Annotated in this window: 14 protein-coding genes and 1 pseudogene; all 15 read right to left on the bottom strand. The window is 50.6% G+C overall.

Going from position 1 to position 17,087, the window contains the following annotated elements:
• Positions 1-36: 36 nt before the first annotated feature.
• The 15 genes and pseudogenes from DW085_RS01300 to cbiT all read right to left on the bottom strand — a co-directional run bounded on the left by DW085_RS01300 (position 37) and on the right by cbiT (position 17,052).
• On the bottom strand, positions 37-2,316 hold the full coding sequence (locus tag DW085_RS01300) for a DNA translocase FtsK (protein WP_243033879.1): 2,280 nt from the start codon (positions 2,314-2,316) through the stop codon (positions 37-39).
• On the bottom strand, positions 2,259-2,558 hold the full coding sequence (locus DW085_RS19480; RefSeq protein WP_243033878.1) for a hypothetical protein: 300 nt from the start codon (positions 2,556-2,558) through the stop codon (positions 2,259-2,261). Before DW085_RS19480 ends, DW085_RS01300 begins: the two co-directional genes overlap by 58 nt.
• Positions 2,555-3,331, bottom strand: coding sequence for a DNA translocase FtsK 4TM domain-containing protein (locus DW085_RS01295; protein ID WP_243033877.1), 777 nt, complete (start codon positions 3,329-3,331; stop codon positions 2,555-2,557). The genes DW085_RS19480 and DW085_RS01295 overlap by 4 nt, the downstream gene beginning before the upstream one ends.
• Positions 3,332-3,470: 139 nt before the next feature.
• Positions 3,471-4,277, bottom strand: coding sequence for an ATP-dependent Clp protease proteolytic subunit (locus tag DW085_RS01290; RefSeq protein WP_106999969.1), 807 nt, complete (start codon positions 4,275-4,277; stop codon positions 3,471-3,473).
• Positions 4,278-4,601: 324 nt separating this feature from the next.
• On the bottom strand, positions 4,602-6,281 hold the full coding sequence (locus DW085_RS01285) for an SH3 domain-containing protein (protein WP_118482179.1): 1,680 nt from the start codon (positions 6,279-6,281) through the stop codon (positions 4,602-4,604).
• Between the two features lie 15 nt (positions 6,282-6,296).
• A complete protein-coding gene (locus tag DW085_RS01280; protein ID WP_106999971.1) occupies positions 6,297-7,976 on the bottom strand; it encodes a C40 family peptidase in 1,680 nt (559 codons plus the stop codon).
• A 379-nt stretch (positions 7,977-8,355) separates the two neighbouring features.
• A complete protein-coding gene (locus DW085_RS01275) occupies positions 8,356-9,153 on the bottom strand; it encodes an ABC transporter ATP-binding protein (RefSeq protein WP_117795542.1) in 798 nt (265 codons plus the stop codon).
• Positions 9,153-10,069 (bottom strand): annotated as a pseudogene (locus DW085_RS01270) (ABC transporter permease). Before DW085_RS01270 ends, DW085_RS01275 begins: the two are co-directional and overlap by 1 nt.
• A gap of 130 nt (positions 10,070-10,199) precedes the next feature.
• Complete coding sequence (locus DW085_RS01265) at positions 10,200-11,222, bottom strand: ABC transporter substrate-binding protein (protein ID WP_106999973.1); 1,023 nt, start codon at positions 11,220-11,222, stop codon at positions 10,200-10,202.
• Between the two features lie 182 nt (positions 11,223-11,404).
• Complete coding sequence (locus DW085_RS01260) at positions 11,405-12,340, bottom strand: ATP-binding protein (protein ID WP_347474942.1); 936 nt, start codon at positions 12,338-12,340, stop codon at positions 11,405-11,407.
• Positions 12,340-12,804: a hypothetical protein gene (locus DW085_RS20330; protein WP_347474941.1), complete on the bottom strand. Its 465-nt coding sequence runs from the start codon at positions 12,802-12,804 to the stop codon at positions 12,340-12,342. The genes DW085_RS01260 and DW085_RS20330 overlap by 1 nt, the downstream gene beginning before the upstream one ends.
• Before the next feature lie 7 nt (positions 12,805-12,811).
• Positions 12,812-13,540 (bottom strand): response regulator transcription factor, encoded by a 729-nt coding sequence (locus DW085_RS01255; protein WP_118472683.1) that lies wholly within the window; start codon positions 13,538-13,540, stop codon positions 12,812-12,814.
• On the bottom strand, positions 13,540-15,213 hold the full coding sequence (locus DW085_RS01250; RefSeq protein WP_022358706.1) for a Na/Pi cotransporter family protein: 1,674 nt from the start codon (positions 15,211-15,213) through the stop codon (positions 13,540-13,542). Before DW085_RS01250 ends, DW085_RS01255 begins: the two co-directional genes overlap by 1 nt.
• A 166-nt stretch (positions 15,214-15,379) precedes the next feature.
• Positions 15,380-16,480 carry a tRNA-dihydrouridine synthase family protein gene (locus DW085_RS01245; RefSeq protein WP_118491174.1) on the bottom strand — a complete coding sequence of 367 codons (1,101 nt, stop codon included), beginning with the start codon at positions 16,478-16,480 and terminating at the stop codon, positions 15,380-15,382.
• A 5-nt stretch (positions 16,481-16,485) separates the two neighbouring features.
• Entirely contained in the window at positions 16,486-17,052 is a 567-nt protein-coding gene (gene cbiT / locus DW085_RS01240; protein WP_118490816.1) for a precorrin-6Y C5,15-methyltransferase (decarboxylating) subunit CbiT, read from the bottom strand.
• Positions 17,053-17,087: the final 35 nt, after the last annotated feature.

Raw genomic sequence — 17,087 nt, 5'->3', positions numbered from 1 at the left:
CCTCCTGATTTTGATATTTTATAATGATTCCGCTTTTTAATATCCTTCTTCCATCATGTTTTCAAACTGCTCCATGCTCATCAGCACCTTACGCGGCTTCGTGCCTTCTTCCTCACCGACCACGCCTGCATCTGCAAGCTGATCCATGATACGCGCGGCACGGTTGAAGCCAATCTTAAACATACGCTGCAGCATGCCGATGGATGCTTTGTCTTTCTCAATAATAAATTTACCTGCCTGTGCAAAATAGGCATCGCGCTCACCGCCGCCAAAGCCCGCATCCATCGCCGTCGAACGGATCTTGGACTCAACCTCGGCGCTGTACTCTGCGGTCAGCCCCTCCTGTTTCAAAAATCCGACCACATCCGAAACCTCATTGTCGGACACAAACGCGCCCTGTACACGCTGCGGTTTCTGATAGCCCGACGGATAGAACAGCATATCGCCCTTTCCGAGCAGTTTCTCCGCGCCGTTCATATCAATAATGGTACGGGAATCCACTCCGGAAGAGACGGAAAAAGCAATTCTCGACGGAATATTTGCCTTGATCACACCGGTGATGACATTGACCGATGGTCGCTGCGTCGCAATCACCAGATGAATGCCCGCTGCACGCGCCAGCTGGGCCAGACGACAGATCGAATCTTCTACTTCGCCCGGCGCTACCATCATCAGATCGGCAAGCTCATCCACGATAATGATGATCTGCGGCAGTTTCTCCGGTTTCTTCGGATCGTCGATATCCGCGATCGACTCAACCTTGGCATTGAAACCCTTAAGATCGCGCACGCCGTATTTTGCAAACTTCTGGTAACGGTCGGTCATCTCTGCCACCGCCCAGTTGAGGGCGCCGGACGCCTTTTTCGGGTCGGTCACAACCGGAATCAGAAGATGCGGAATACCGTTGTATACACTTAACTCAACCACCTTGGGGTCGATCATGATGAGCTTGACCTCGCTCGGCTTCGCTTTATAAATCACACTCATGATCAGCGTATTGATGCAGACTGATTTACCCGATCCGGTCGCACCCGCGATCAGAAGATGCGGCATCTTCGCAATGTCGCTGACAACCGTCTGACCTGCGATATCTTTTCCGACCGCGAATGCCAGCCGGGACGGATATTTCTTAAATGCCTCTGACTCCAGCAGATCGCGCAGCAGAACCACATGGTTCTCCTTGTTCGGAACCTCGATACCGACCGCCGCCTTGCCAGGAATCGGTGCCTCGATACGGATGTCCGCCGCTGCCAGATTTAACTTGATATCATCCGCCAGCGCTACAATCTTGCTGACCTTGACCCCCTGCTCCGGGTGAAGCTCATAGCGGGTAACCGTCGGTCCACAGCTGATGTTTGTAACCGTCACGCCCACGCCGAAGTTCTGGAGCGTCTGCTGCAGCTTGATCGCTGTCTCCCGGTACTCCTGATCCGAGAAATCGGTCTGTCCCGTACCGCGTTTTAAAAGTGTCAATGGCGGGAATATGTATTCTTTCTGGATCTTCTTTTCTTCCTCTTCCTTGCGCTCGATCTGCTCTGGAACCGTCAGTTCCTCAACTGGAAGTGCTTTTCGTTCTTCCCGTTTCTGCTCCAGTTTTTTCTGTATCGCCTCTGTATCTGTCTCGATCACCTTTCCGGATGCGGTCACGACCGTTTTGGAATCCTCCGGGACAAAGAAACTGCCCTTTGTCTCGCCCCGCTCTGATTCCAGCGTCTTATAATAGCCATCGATTGGTTCGGAATCCGTTTCCCCAGATATAGGTTCGTTCCATTCATCCTCATTTCCCATCGAAACGGTTTCCCACTCGTTTTCCGATGGCTCAAAGACATCCTGATGCCCTAAATCTGTATGAACCTCCTCTGCGGTCAAACCGGACGCCGCCTCCGCAGCCGGTTTCTCCCGTGTCTCTACCGGATAATAGCCTGGACCTTTCCGGCTCTCGCTGCCAGCAAATTCTTCCATCGTCCGGGTATCACGGCGTACATACAGGCGTTTCAGAAGCTGGTCGCTCGCACTGTCCTCTGTCTCTGCAGGCTCCTCTGCAAATTCTGTCTCCTTTACTGCCCGCGCCGTCTCGCGCTCCGATTCTTCCTGAAACTGGGATTCTGAACCAGCGTATGCATATGTATCCTGCTCCGATTCCACCGGCTCTTCTTCATGCTCCATCGGCTCTTCTTCATACTCCATCGGTTCTGGTTCTACCGCTCCGCCACCGTGGAATATCTGCCCGCGAAATACATCTGCCGGATTCTCCTTCTCTACTCCCTGTCCGGAATCCTGTGCAGATTTTTTCCCTCTGCCGGAACATCGGTCCAATCATCATAAGCCGCGGCCTCATCCTGCAAGTTTTCCTGCCTTCCATGCATCTCACGAAATTCCTCCGGTGCATCCTCCGGTCGCAGCACGGTTCCCTCCGGGACTCCTTCCGAGAAATTCCGCATCACTGGCAGCTCGGTCAGCTTGGCACCCTCGAGATCAACGCCACGGACCCGCTGCTCCTCCCGCAGACGGCGTTTTTCTTTCTTTTTCTCCTCATGTATCTCACGGCGGCGGCTCATATCTTCTTTCGCATACTCATATGCCCTTCCGCTGCCCTGTTTAACGAAGTTACCAGGGAACGCTCCGTAATGCACACAGCACCGAGTGCCAAAAGCACCAGCAGAATCAGAACTGCTCCGATCGTTCCCACTGTTCCGCACAACAGCAGCATCAGAATGCCACCGATAAAGCCGCCTCCACCTGCCTGCGCGTAATAATCGCCCAGATTCCAGTCCAGATGCTGACCGCCTCCCATGAGAAGCTGGGAAAGTCCGCAAAATGCCAGAAGCACCTCGCCAACCGCCACCAACTTGGCTACGGCTTTCTGGTTGCCTCGGTTTGAAAGATAAAAACAAGTTCCCATAAATAAAAGGAATGGCACCAGATACCCCATCACGCCGAATACGCCAAGCAGAGTCGATCGCAGAAAACTTCCGACAAAGCCGCAAAGCCCGAAATTGCTCAAAAACAAAAGTACCGATATTGCAAATGATACAATAATCGCCACTTCCGTTCCCATAAATGCCCCTGTACCACTTTTCTCCACCGGCTCCGGCGCCTGGCTGGCGCGGCTTCGGCTTCCTGTTCCTTTCGCGGTGCCTTTTCCAGACGAAGCTTTCTTCTTCCCCCTACTCTTTTTCTCGTTCAGCGTCTCCTCCGCTTTCTTCGCCGCAGGGGACTTTCTGGATCGCCCGGCTTTTTTCTCTGTCCCAGCTGTCTCCCCGGCACGCTCTGTACTCTGTCTTTTCCTGCTTGTATCTGCCACCTGTCTCATGCCTCCAACATTTCCCATGTATCTGCGGTTCCTCCTGTTTCACAAAATACAGCCTCCCGCAGACTGCTTTTCTCATTTTACATTCTTATTATCTCATTCAGTATACCCAAATTCAGGGAAAAAAGCAACGCTTTCCTAAAATTTTCGCACGTATGTTCTACTTTCTTTTCAGATTTTCACTAAAATCCGTCTTCGTCATCCGGTCGTGTGCATCTATTTCCTGTTTCTTCCCATCGATCGCCCGGTTCAGCCATGCAAGCGCTTCCCGGATCCCGCCGCATTCATCGATCAGTCCCTCCTGGACCGCCTCCCCGCCAACCAGGACCGTTCCCAGATCTTTTGTCATCATCTCCGTATTGAGCATCAGGCTCCGGAGGCGCTCATAGGAGATCTGACTGTGTCCGGACACAAAGCTTAAAATACGATCCTGAATCATTTCAAAATAATCATACGTCTGCACGGCACCGATCACCATCCCCGTCATCCGTACCGGATGTACCATCATCGTCCCGGTCGGGACAATAAAAGAGTGATCGACCGCCACTGCGAGCGGCACACCGATCGAATGGCTGTCCCCGATGACCAGTGAAACGGTCGGTTTGCTGAGCGAAGCAATCATCTCCGCGAGCGCCAGTCCACAGCTTACATCGCCGCCCACCGTGTTAATCAGAACTAAAACTCCCTCCGTCTCACCGCTCTCCTCGATCTCCGCCAGCTTAGGCAGAATATGCTCATATTTCGTCGTTTTCGTATTGCCGGACAAATTTTCATGTCCCTCTATCTCTCCGATGATCGAGATTAATTCAATGTGATTGCCATTCTTTCCCGTAATATCCGTCTGTCCATTTTCACGCTTCTGAATCGGATCCTCCTGCGCCTGTTCCCGGCTTTCTCCCGCCTTATCTGCCTGCTTGTCCCACGCTTCATTTTCCCATTCCCTGTTTTCACGATTTGCCCGAATCATATTTTCCTCTTTTCTGCGCTCTTTCCATCTTACACGCGGATTCAATGTTTTTTCTCAACTGCCTAATTCATTCTTAGTATTCTGTCTTCCTATTATCTTTATTCACTGAAACCGCTTTTTATACAAACAAGGATGTGCCTTGGCACATTCGGGCGTCTCGCGCGGTCACTTGCGACATGTTTCTGCTTCGCGCGAGTGAGCATCCCCGCGGAGCGTTTTTTATTTCATAGGACACAATTTCCTATGAAACAGAAAAAGAGAGCTGGGAAAAGCTGCCTTTTCTCCCTGCTCTCTTTCAAATATTTTTTATTAACTTTCCATGAATTAATCGCCCAGTACATTGACGATCTTCGCCGGGGTACGGTAATTCCAGGTGGAAATCTTGATACCATCCCTTGCATTCGATGCATGGCACACGCGCCCGCCGCCGATATAGAGTGCTACATGGTTGATCGTTCCACCGCTGTTTGTGTAGAAGATCAGATCACCCGGACGCATCTGGGAAGAACTGATACTTCTTCCTGCTCCCGCCTGGGAACCCGAATGATGCGGCAGGCCGACGCCGAAGTGTGCCATAACCGACATCGTAAATCCAGAACAATCCGTACCATTTGTCAAGCTGGTACCGCCCCATACATACGGATTCCCAAGGAACTGAGTCGCGTAGTTTGCGATCTGCGCACGCTTGGAGGAGCCGCTTGAAGATGCTTTCTGGCTGCCAGAACCACCGTTACTGCTGCTCTTGCTTCCAGAGCCTCCCTTGCTGCTCGCCGCCTTGGTCTCAGGCTCCGGGGTCTCCTCAACCGGTGTAAACTCGATCGCCTCATTTAACGCATACCGGACATCGACAAATTCAGTCGCTACATAGGCACTCGTCTCATCCAGTGCAATCTGCACCCAGCCATCCTGCTGGCTCATAACCGAATACCGCTCGCTGTTGGAAATCTGCGTCCAGATCGGCGCGTCCGTGTTCGGCTCCGTACGGGCATTCAGACGGTCAGTTGATACGATCGCCATCAGCTGTGCAACCTGCAGTGCCTCCTGCTTCGCCGCATCTCCAGTCAGAATAAATTCGGATTTAACATAGCCAGTAACCGGACCGGACTTGATCTTATACCAGCCGCCATCCTCGGTCGTTTCCAGAATCTCACCACCGGACTTGCTCGTCATCTTACCGATGATCTTCGCATCCTCCTTCGGCTCCACGCGGATATTCAAGTAGTTATTGACATTGGAAATACCCAGATTGTCATACATATTGAGAACCATCGTCCGCAGATCCAGCTTACGCGCTTCATTTAACGCATAGCGCACATCCACATAATCCGCTGAAATATAGCCCCCGCTGATCTGAATCCAGCCGTCCTGCTCGCTGACAATGGAATAACGCTCATTTTTCAGCGCCTGTTCCAGCACCTGCGCGTCCTCACTCGGCTCACTCCGGATATTCAGCTTGTCAGTCGTGATGACCGCCATCTTCTTGACCAGCTCAAATGCCTCTGTTTTTGCCGCCTCGCCGGTCTGTACAAATTCTGAACTGATGTAGCCCTCCAGACCGCCGGAAGATATCTGATACCAGCCTTCCTGGGAATCGTCCAGAATCTCGCACGCACTGCCGCCCATCAGTTTGCCGATGACATCGGAGGTTGTACTGGCGCTCTCACGCATATTAAGATAACCAGATACATCCACAATACCCAGATTCTGGTAGGACTCGACTACATTTTTCTTTTCTTCGTCCTCTTTTGCCTGTTCCTCATCCTCCGGCAGCGTCTCTCCGATCACGGTTTCCTGCACCTCTGCCTCGGATGCCGATGCCACCCGGGCGTTTCCAGAACCTCCGAACGTGCCGCCCTGTGCCAGCTTCACGATGATAACCAGAGCCAGCACCACAATGACAGCACAGCCTCCGATCATGAACCAGTGCATCGGATCTTTGCCATTTCGTCTCTGACGTACTTTCTGCAGGCGTTCTTTATAATCTTCTGTCTTTTGCTCTTCCATCTTATCCTCTCCCTATCAGTCTCCCAGCATATTGACAATCCGGTACGGATTCCGGTAATTCCAGGTAGAAATCTTGATGCCGCTTCTCCGGCTCGCCGCATGGACGATCTGACCATTGCCAATGTACATCGCCACATGGTTGACCGTTCCCTTGCGATTCGTATAGAAAATCAGATCGCCCGGACGCATCTTCGAAGAATCAATCTTCGTACCCGTCCGCGCCTGTTCCCGGGACACCCGCGGCAGGGACACGCCCGCCACATGGCTGTATACATACTTTGTAAAACCAGAACAGTCCACACCCGAATGCGGGTCATTACCGCCCCAGACATAACGGTTTCCGACAAACTGAAGCGCATAGTTGACAATCTGGGTCCGCAAGGATTCCTTTTCTTTTAATGGGGTAAATGGGATCGCCTCCGGCAATGCATAACGCACATCTACGAAATCAGTCGCCACATACGCACTCGTCGTATCGAGCGCAATCTCGACCCAGCCATCCTGCTGGCTTATAACGTCGTAACGCTCATTGTTAGAGATCTGCGTCCAGATCGGCGCATCCGTGCTCGGCTCCGTGCGGGCATTCAGGCGGTCGGTTGAAACGATCGCCATCAGTTCTGCAACCTCCATCGCCTCCTGCTTCGCCGCATCTCCTGTCAGGATATACTCCGCCTTCACATATCCAGTGACGGGACCCGACTGGATCTTATACCAGCCGCCATCCTCGCTCGTCTCCAGAATCTCTCCGGCAGACTTGCTCGTCATCTTACCGATGATATTGCCATCCTCACTTGGCTGATCGCGCACATTCAAGTAATTATCCACACTGGAAATACCCAGATTTTTGTATAAATTCAGCACCATCGCACGCATATCCAGCTTCCGCGCCTCATTGAGTGCGTATTTGATCTCCGCATAATCCGTGGAAATGTAACCGCTCGAAATCTGAATCCAGCCATTCTCCGGCTCACTCTCGACCACATAGCGCTCATTTTTTAATGCCTGACCGACAACCTCTGACTCCGTGTTCGGCTCTTTTCGGATGTTCAGGGAATCTGCCGTGATGAGCGCACGCTTTTCAACCAGTTCCAACGCTTTTTTCTTCGCCTCATCCCCGGTCAGAACAAACTCTGAGCTGATATAACCGGAAATACCGCCAGATTCGACCTGATACCAGCCTTCGGCTGAATCATCCACGATCTCACACGCACTGTCGCCCATCAGCTTGCCGATGATGTTGCCATCCGTGCTCGCCGTCTCACGCATATTCAGATAACCGGACACCTGCACGATACCCAAATTTTTATAGGAAGCTACCACTGCTTCTTTCTCTTTGATCTCCTCCGCTCTGGACTCTTCGGATGCCTCGTCCTTCGAAAGCTCTGATGCTGTCGCCGCCCCATTCTTTGCAGTTCCGGCTCCCGCCTGACGGCTGAGCAGGGACTTGCCTGCAAATGCTGCAACTGCAAGAGCAATCACCACCCCTGCTGCTATCACTCCGAAGCGCAGATTCTGACTCTTATCTTCGCCCTGGCGCCTGCGCGAATGTCCCGCGGATTCCCGGACCGGATTTGGTGTCTGATCCTGAGCTGGCTCTGATTCCTGACTCTGAACTGCTTCCGGCTCTTGAATCCGCTCCGCCGCTGGCACTTGTTCTGACTCCTGCGTTTCTTTTTTGTTTTCTTCTTCTAACATATGGATCGCTCCTGATTTTTCTTGAAATTATGACTTAATATCTTAAACGTAATTTTTATTTTATCATATTCGTAGGGAATTGCCAAGGAAGGATGTGGAGGAAAAAATGAATTTTCTATGAATGAATTATTACAGAAGTGTTAAGTTGTAGATAAACGGTTAAGTCGTGAAAGGGGGAATTAGTTGGAAATATGGGAGAGGAGAATGCACGACTATAAGTGAGAAAGAATGCCCTCCGACCGCTCGCGCCGCCGGAGGGCATTCTTTCTCACTTATAGTCGTGGTTTTTAATTTGTTGACCCACTTTTCATTCCGTATACTTTTTGTCTGTTATTGGTTAATGATTTTGATAAAAGCCTTCAAATCTTATAACCCCTGCTTATTTGGCAAGCATCATACGGTCATTCGCAAATTCTTCTCCGCTTACCTTTTCAAATCTCTCTAACAGGTCTTCTACCTGCAGATTCTTCTTCTCTTCCCCTGCTACATCGTAGATAATCCGACCTTCGTGCATCATAATCAGACGGTTGCCGATCTGAATCGCATCTTTCATGTTATGGGTAACCATAAGCGCGGTCAGATTTTGTTCGTCTACGATCTTTTCGGTAAGATCGAGGACTTTGCGGGCTGTTTTAGGATCGAGGGCGGCGGTGTGTTCGTCTAAGAGAAGGAGCTTTGGCTTCTGGAGAGTTGCCATCAGAAGGGTGAGCGCCTGGCGCTGTCCGCCGGAGAGTAAACCCACTTTGCTGGTCATACGGGTCTGAAGCCCCAGATCGAGCTGTGCCAATGCCTCACGGTAGAAGTCCTTTTCATTCTTTTTGATGCCCCAGCCGAGTCCTCTGGATTTGCCGCGGCGCAGTGCCATGGCAAGGTTTTCCTGTATCTCCATATTGGCGGCAGTGCCGCGCATCGGATCCTGGAAGACTCTGCCGATATATTTAGCGCGTTTGTATTCTGGTTCTCTGGATATGTTTACGCCGTCGATCTCGATTTTACCGGAATCGATCGGATATACGCCTGCGATCATATTTAACATAGTGGATTTTCCAGCACCGTTTCCGCCGATGATCGTCACGAAATCGCCCGGTGCCAGGTGTAAGTTGATACCGTTTAAGGCTTTTTTCTCATTAACAGTTCCTTTATTAAAAGTTTTCTTTACATTTGTTATCGTCAGCATTACTCCTCGCCCCCTTCTGAATAATCTTTTCTCAGCCGATATTTAGCGAGTGCTACCGGAATACAGAGTGCCAGTGCTACAATGACAGCAGAGAGCAGCTTCATGTCGTTTGCGTCCATACCCATGCGGAGTACAACCGCACGGATCACAAAGTAAATGACCGAACCGACAACCACGGAGGTCAGTTTCCAATAAAAAGAGGTCAATCGTCCCATCAGACTTCGCCGATGACGATCGCCGCCAGACCAATGACGATCGCACCCGTACCACTTCCAACATCACCATATTTCTGGCTCTGGCAGACGAGTGCGCCGGAGAGAGCGACCAGGCCGTTGCTAACCATCAGGGATAAAAGCTTCGCCATACGAGTGTCCACGCCCAGCGCACGCACCATATCCTCGTTGTTACCGGTTGCACGCATCGCACTTCCGATCTCGGTTCCGAAGAACCAATAAAGAAACAGAATAGCCGCCACCGCCAGCACAATTCCAACGATCATCGATGCCTGTGCCTGAGTCATCCCGAAGGAAGTAGCCAGACCACTGATAAGTGTCTTGACTTTCAGAAGCGGCAGATTGCTCTTTCCTCCCATGATCCGGAGGTTGATCGACCAGAGGGAAATCTGGGTCAGAATTCCTGCCAGAATCGCTGGTATCTCAAATACAGTATGAAGAATACCCGTTACCGCACCAGCCACGACACCGGCTGCCACTGCAACTAAAAGTGCCAGCACCGGATTTACTCCTTTGTTGACTACCAGGACTGCACAAACGCAGGCACCCAGCGCGAAACTTCCGTCTACCGTCATATCCGCGATATTCATCAGGCGGAATGTAATGTAAACTCCCAATACCATGATTCCCCAAAGAACGCCCTGTGCGACCGCGCCCTGCAGGGATACTAATAAACCGCTCAAACTTTTACCTCCCCGTGTTTCGTATTTTCTTCACCTGATTAACTGTAAAGACTGCCAGATCGGCATATTTATTTTATGCTTCTGATCTGACAGTCCATCTCATTTGAAGTTTAGGTCTTTCTAGTACTCTTTATTTCTCAAGTCCAGATACATCGATTCCCAGCGTCTGCGCTGTCTCTTCATTGACACTCAGCTCGCACTTGGAAGCGTCCAGATAACCGATCGGCATCTTAGAAATATCGGCGCCCTCAGTCAGGATTTTAACGGCCTGCTCACCGGTCATGTAGCCTAACTGGTAGTAATCAATACCGTAAGTAGCAAGACCGCCTGCATCTACCATGCCTTTCTCGCCGCAGATAACCGGAAGTTTATTCTCATTTGTTACCATCGTTACGGTTGCCATACCAGCCGCGATCATGTTGTCGGTTGGTGTGTATACACAGTCTACATTGCCAACCATAGATTCTACAACGGTAGGAATCTCATTGGAATTGGAAACGGTGTAATCTTCATACTCAATACCAGCTGTATCAAGTGCTTCTTTCGCCATGTCAATCTGAAGAACGGAGTTTGCCTCCGCGCTGCAATACAGAAGTCCGACCTTTTTTACATCTGGAATAATCTGCTGCATCAGATCAATCTGCTCTTTAACCGGAGTCAGATCAGAAGTACCCGATACGTTGCCGCCCGGAACCTCGTTGCTCTCTACCAGACCGGAAGCCGCCGGATCGGTAACAGCGCTGACAAGAATCGGAATCGAATCCGTCACACCTGCAACTGCCTGTGCTGCCGGGGTTGCGATTGCAAAAATCAAATCATCTTTATCGTTGACCAGTTTCTCTGCGATCGTCTGGCATGCAGACTGCTCGCCAGCTGCATTCTGCTGGTCGATCTCGTATTTGATGCCTGCATCGTCCAGCGCTGCCACGAAGCCCTCATTGGTCTTATCCAGTGCCACATGCTGGGTCAGCTGTAATACGCCAATCTTATAGGTCTCGCCGTCTGCTGTCTGCTCTGCCTCTTTGCTTTCTTCTCCGTCTGCGGACTCCGCTGCTGTCGTGTCCGTACTTGCTGTCTGTCCTCCGCAGGCTGCTAGGGATGCCGCCATCGCGCCAGCCAGCATCAGGGCTGCTAATTTCTTTGTCTTTCTCATAATATCATCCTCCTGAACCTTTTCAACGTATGTAACAGATTTTCCTCTTATGCATCAAACCATGATTTATTTTTCGCTTTAAAGAGCTGAACTGTTACGCTTTAAAGCAATCATACTACAAACTCCAAAAAGAGTCAACCTAAAATTCCGCTATTTTATAGGGAATTTAGGTTGACTCTTTTTTATTTTGCTTCCGCGATCTGCAGTTTCACCGTAAACGTTGAACCTTTTCCGACTTCCGACTCTACCTTCACGCTTCCATGATAAAAATTCACGATATGCTTGACGATCGAAAGACCAAGCCCGGTGCCGCCCTGTTTGCGGCTGCGCCCTTTATCCACCCGGTAAAACCGCTCAAAAATACGGCTCTGGCTCTCCGCCGGGATGCCGACGCCGGTGTCGCGGACCGTCAGTATCATATCCGCGCCCCAGTGCTTGACCTGCACCCAGATTTCGCCGCCCTCGTTGTTATACTTGACCGCGTTTGTCAACAGATTGTTAAACAGCTCCTGCATCTGGCGCAGATCGGCACGAATCGTGAAATTCTCGCACTCTTTATGGACTGTGATGCCGCGCGACGCCGCCTGCGCGGCAATCGAAGACAGGCTGTCCTCCAGCAGTTCCACCGTGCGGATCGTCACAATATCTGCTTTCGCACCGCGGGATTCCAGACGGGAGATCATCAAAATATCATCCACCAGGTTCGTCATCCGCATTGCCTCTTTTTTTATGCGTCCCAGAAAATCACGTGCCGTGCCCGGATCCTGTGCCATGCCGCTTTCCAAAAGCTCGACGTAACCGCGGATCGAAGTGATCGGTGTTTTCAGCTCATGCGATGCATTGCTGAAAAACTCCTGCCGGATCTGTTTTTCTTTCTCAATGCGCTCCAGATATTTCTTCATATTTCGGGACATCCGCGTCGTCGTGTTCGCGATGACATTTATCTCCTCATACGGGCATTTTTCAAACTGAAAACGCGTGTAGTCGTCATCCATCCGCACCATTTCACTGGAAATTTCCTGCAAAGGACGCGTGATGGACTGGGAAAACCGTTCCGCCTCCATTGCCGATGCAAAAAAAGCTATTCCAAAGCTCAAAAAAGCGGCCGGAATCAACATCAGGATATATTCACCCAACCGGTTGAACAGGCAGAAAGGCGCAGTATGTATTTGCCGTCCGATGAACGGATCGCCGCGTACGCCATCTGCATTCCTAACGTTCCGGAGCGCCGCACCGAATATCCATATCCCGTCGCCAGCGCATCCTTCACTTCCTTGCGCTCCAGATGATTTTCCATCTGATTCACCTGCGCTACTTCCGTATCAGCCACCACCGTGCCATCCATCCGGATCAGCGTATAACGGCTATTATTGTCGTTCGTAAGGTCGCTCAAATCCATCAGCTGTTCTTCCACATTTCCCGTATAATCCAACATACGGTCAACGGATTCCAATGCAAAATGCATGTCCTCCCTTGACCGTTTGAGCAATACACTGCTGGTAACCACCAGAGCGATAAATGTATTCAGAACCAGCGCCAGGAATAACAGATGAATAAATTTCGTCAAAATCGCTTTTCGCATCGTTTCATCACTTTCCCGCTTCTTTTTCCTTTAAAAACCGATAGCCCACGCCGCGCACTGTCTTGATCTGGGCTCCGGCGTCATGCAGCTTCTGCCGGAGTGTCTTGATGTGCATATCCAGCGTTCTCGTCTCCCCATCATAGTCATAGCCCCAGATATGGTCGAGAAGCTCGTCGCGCGTCACCACCCGGTTGATATGTTCCATGAGATATGTTAAAAGTTCAAATTCTTTGAGCGTCAGCTCCGTCCGGTCGCCGCAGGCAATCACCTCTCGCGTCTCCCGGTTGATGCTGACTTCACCGATCGTCAGGCTGGAAACCTCCTCTTTTGCAGGTTCCACCCGCTTTAAAAGGTTTCTGACGCGCGCCGAAAGCTCCAGAATACCGAACGGTTTCGTCATGTAGTCGTCAGCACCGTTGTCAAGTCCCTGTACAATATCCATCTCACGATCCTTTGCCGTCAGCATCAGGACCGGGGCTGCGGAAAAGTCCGGCATCTCCCGGATCTTGCGGATCGCCGCCATGCCGTCCATCCCCGGCAGCATCCAGTCGAATACAAACATCGCCGGATACTCCCGCTGCGCCTCCCTGCCTCTCCGAAGCAGGGCCGAAAGGCTGTCAAGCGCTTCCTCTGCCGTCTCAAATCCGCTGGCGCAGTAACCGAAGTTTTCCAGTGCCACGCAGATCAGATTCCGGATATTTTCATCATCCTCAATCACATATATCCGATATTTCATTACTGCATCTCTTCCTTTACGTAGCCAGCTACATTCTTGGCATGATCCGCGATTCTCTCATAATTTGCCAGTGCATCCAGGAAGATAACACCGCCCTCAATCTTGCATTCTCCATTGGAAAGACGGTTCATATGGCTCTCGCGCATCTCCTCCTCCATATTGTCAACCTCTTCCTCCCAGCGGGCAGTCTGACGTACTTTCTGCATGTCATGCGCCTGACGCGCCTCCACGGACGCCTCGACCGATTTAAGCGTTGCATCTGCAATCGTCCGCAGCTCTTTCAGCGCCAGATCCGAGAAATCAATATTCACATTCTCAATCCGTTTCTTGGCAAGCTCTGCTAAGTTTTCACAGTGGTCACCGACACGTTCAAGATCACCGATTGTATAATACATATTCTTAACGAGAAGATGCTGTTCATCATTCAAGGAGAGGTTGTTGATCTTTAAGAGATATTCGGTCAGCATTTTCTCCATGCGGTCGATCGTCTCTTCATTTTCAAATACCTGTTCACAGAAATTATCATCTGCATCCACTAAGGCTGCTGTCGCTATTTTCAGGTTGGCAACCGCTACCTTACCCATGTTGACAACCTCGTTGCACGCCGTCTCAATCGCAAAGGACGGAGTTTCGAGGATACGGTCGTCTAAGTGACGGATCATCTCGGTCTCGACACTGTTTGCCGACCACTCTTTCTCTGTCTCCTTCGGCTTCGGAACAATCACATCCGATGCCTTTACCAGGAAACCAGCAAACGGGAACATAATGCAGGTGTTGACAACGTTAAATATCGTATGGAAAATCGAAATTCCCACACTGTCCGCACGCGTCATCGCAAGCTCCGGATTCATCATAAACACGATGTATAAAGCGACGCCAAATACAACTGCACCCGTCACATTGAACAGAAGGTGAATGACCGCCGCACGCTTTGCCGTACGGGTCGTACCGATACAAGATAACAGCGCGGTCGCACAGGTACCGATGTTCTGTCCCAATGTAATAAAGACTGCTGACTGCCAGTTTACCATGCCGTTGATCGCCAGCATCTGTAAAATACCGACGGACGCGGAACTACTCTGGATGATTGCGGTAACTGCCAGACCGACTAAAATACCTAAAAGTGGATTCTGTCCCAGTACCCGGAAGGACTCGGAGAAGATCGGCGCATCCCGGTACGGCTCAATCGAACCAGACATGAAAGAAAGACCGATAAACAGGAGTGCAAAACCGATCAGGACTTCGGCACCCTCTTTTTTCTTGTGGCTTTTCGCAAACATCGTGATGAATGCGCCGATACCGAAGAGAACCGGTGCAAAGAACTCTGGCTTTAACACCTCGCCCCACTCACTCATCGACACAATCCAGCTCGTCACAGTCGTACCAATATTGGCACCCATGATGATGCCGGTTGCCTGCAGAAGATTGATAATTCCGGCATTTACGAAACCAACGACCATAACCGTCGTCGCGGAACTACTCTGGATGATCGCGGTAACGCCCGCGCCCACCAGCACGCCCAGCAAGCGGTTCGAAGTCAGGATCTCAAGCACACGTTGTAAACGATTGCCCGCAAACTTCTGCAGACCATCCGCCATCGACTCCATTCCATACAGGAACATTCCCAGTCCTCCAATGAACTGAAAGAGTGTTCCCAAAGTACTAATAGACATACATATTCTCCCATCATCTTTTGATCTTTACAGGTAGTATGTCTTCACTATATCAAATAAATGTAAAAATAACCAGCAGGAAATGTAAAATCTGTGTAAAATCTAATATTCGCAACACTGTACTGCCAGAATGAGAGGATGGTTACAGGGCAGCCCGGTACCAATCCTATGGTGCCGGGTTGCGAAAGCCATCTTCCACAAACCGCCCGCTCGCAAACATCGCCTGAACAGCAGCCCGGTAGTCAGATAGCTTCTGTGCCTTCTTAATCTTCTTCAATTCTTTTTCACATCCTGGAAAATGGCACTGGAAATAATACCAGAGTTCCTTCATTTTAAACAAAGTATTCCGGTCGCCAGACATGATTTCTGCATAACCGGTCAGGAGGCGATCGTGGAATTGCTGGAAGGATTGGAGATGAGTCGAGGATGGCAGATTCCGCATCTCTCCAAAAATCCACGGACTTGCAACCGCCCCACGCCCAAACATCAACGCGGCTAATTTCGTTTTTTCCTGCGTTTCGCCTTTGTCAGACGGTTCATCTTGTCCTACAATTTCTTCCATGAGCGCAGACGCATCCGCCGCCGAAAAAAGATTTCCATTATAGCTGACCGGGCAGCGGCTCTGCTCCAGCGCATACGCAAATGATTCCATCCGTATTTTCCCCTTATAATAGTCCTCGCGCACTCTCGGATGCACAATCAGTTCTTCCAGCGGATAGTGATTATAGATAGCAAGCAGGCGTGGAAATTCAGACGCTTCTTTCATGCCGATCCGGGTTTTGATCGACAAACGCACCGGCTTTCCATCCGACGCGTGGATTTTTTCCAATCCGTTGCAGACTTCCTCCAGAAACAAGCTCAAATCTTCCGGCTCGGCTAAAAATCCCGCGCCCTTTTTCTTTGTAACCACCGTCCCCGACGGACAGCCCAGGTTCAGATTAACCGTCCTATATCCATACTCCGCCAGTTCCTCGCAAACCCACAGAAAATCTTCCGCCGAATGCGTCAGAATCTGCGGGATCAGGCATAATCCCTGATTATGCTCTGGAAGAATATCGTTCCTCTCCCTGGATGTCAGCTTATGACTGGAACCTGGTGCAATGAACGGACTGTAATACCGGTCAACGCCCCCATAAATGACTGCATGCGCCTGCCGGAATACGTATCCCGTGATTCCCTCCATTGGTGCAAAATCTAATTTTACACTCCTTGCATCGTTCGCGCTTATACGATTCGCGCCCACTTTTAATGCCTCTGGCTGAATCATTTTCTTCACGCTTCATTTCCTCCCAGTGATATGATATAGATCGGATTCTGCCCTTTCATCAAATGACTGGAACCAATCTTCTCCGCTTTTGCAATCTGCATGGACAGAATCTCCGCCTCTATCCTGCGCTCTTTCAGGTAACTCATAAGCACTGTCAGAGACTCCAGCGCAATCAGGTTGATCACAATCCGGATATCTGGGTTCAAGCGGAACAATTCATCCAGAATCTCGCGCATCTGTCCGGTTGTTCCCCCGATAAATGCCCGATCCGGTCGGTGAACATTTACCTGTGCAAATGTCTCCGGCGCCTTTCCCGGCACGATCGTGACCGCCTCTGTTCTGGCTTTCTCACAATTTGCCCGGATCAGTTCAACCGCCTCTTCCTTATATTCAAACGCACACACATGAATCCCCGGACAGCTTACCGCCGCTTCCACACTGACAGAACCCGTTCCCGCGCCAATGTCCCAGAACTCACAGTCCTCAAACAATTCCAGCTTGGACAATGACACGGTCCGCACCTCACTCTTCGTCATCGGGACCTTGCCCCGGATAAACCATTCATCTCGCATTTGCTACTCCCCATTTTCTAGATTCTCATATAAAT

The sequence above is a fragment of the Clostridium sp. AF50-3 genome (assembly GCF_003477445.1).
Taxonomy (GTDB): Bacteria; Bacillota; Clostridia; order Lachnospirales; family Lachnospiraceae; genus Otoolea; species Otoolea fessa.
The sequence above is the reverse complement of the archived record's forward strand: the minus strand, read 5'-3'. Positions and strand labels throughout refer to the sequence as shown.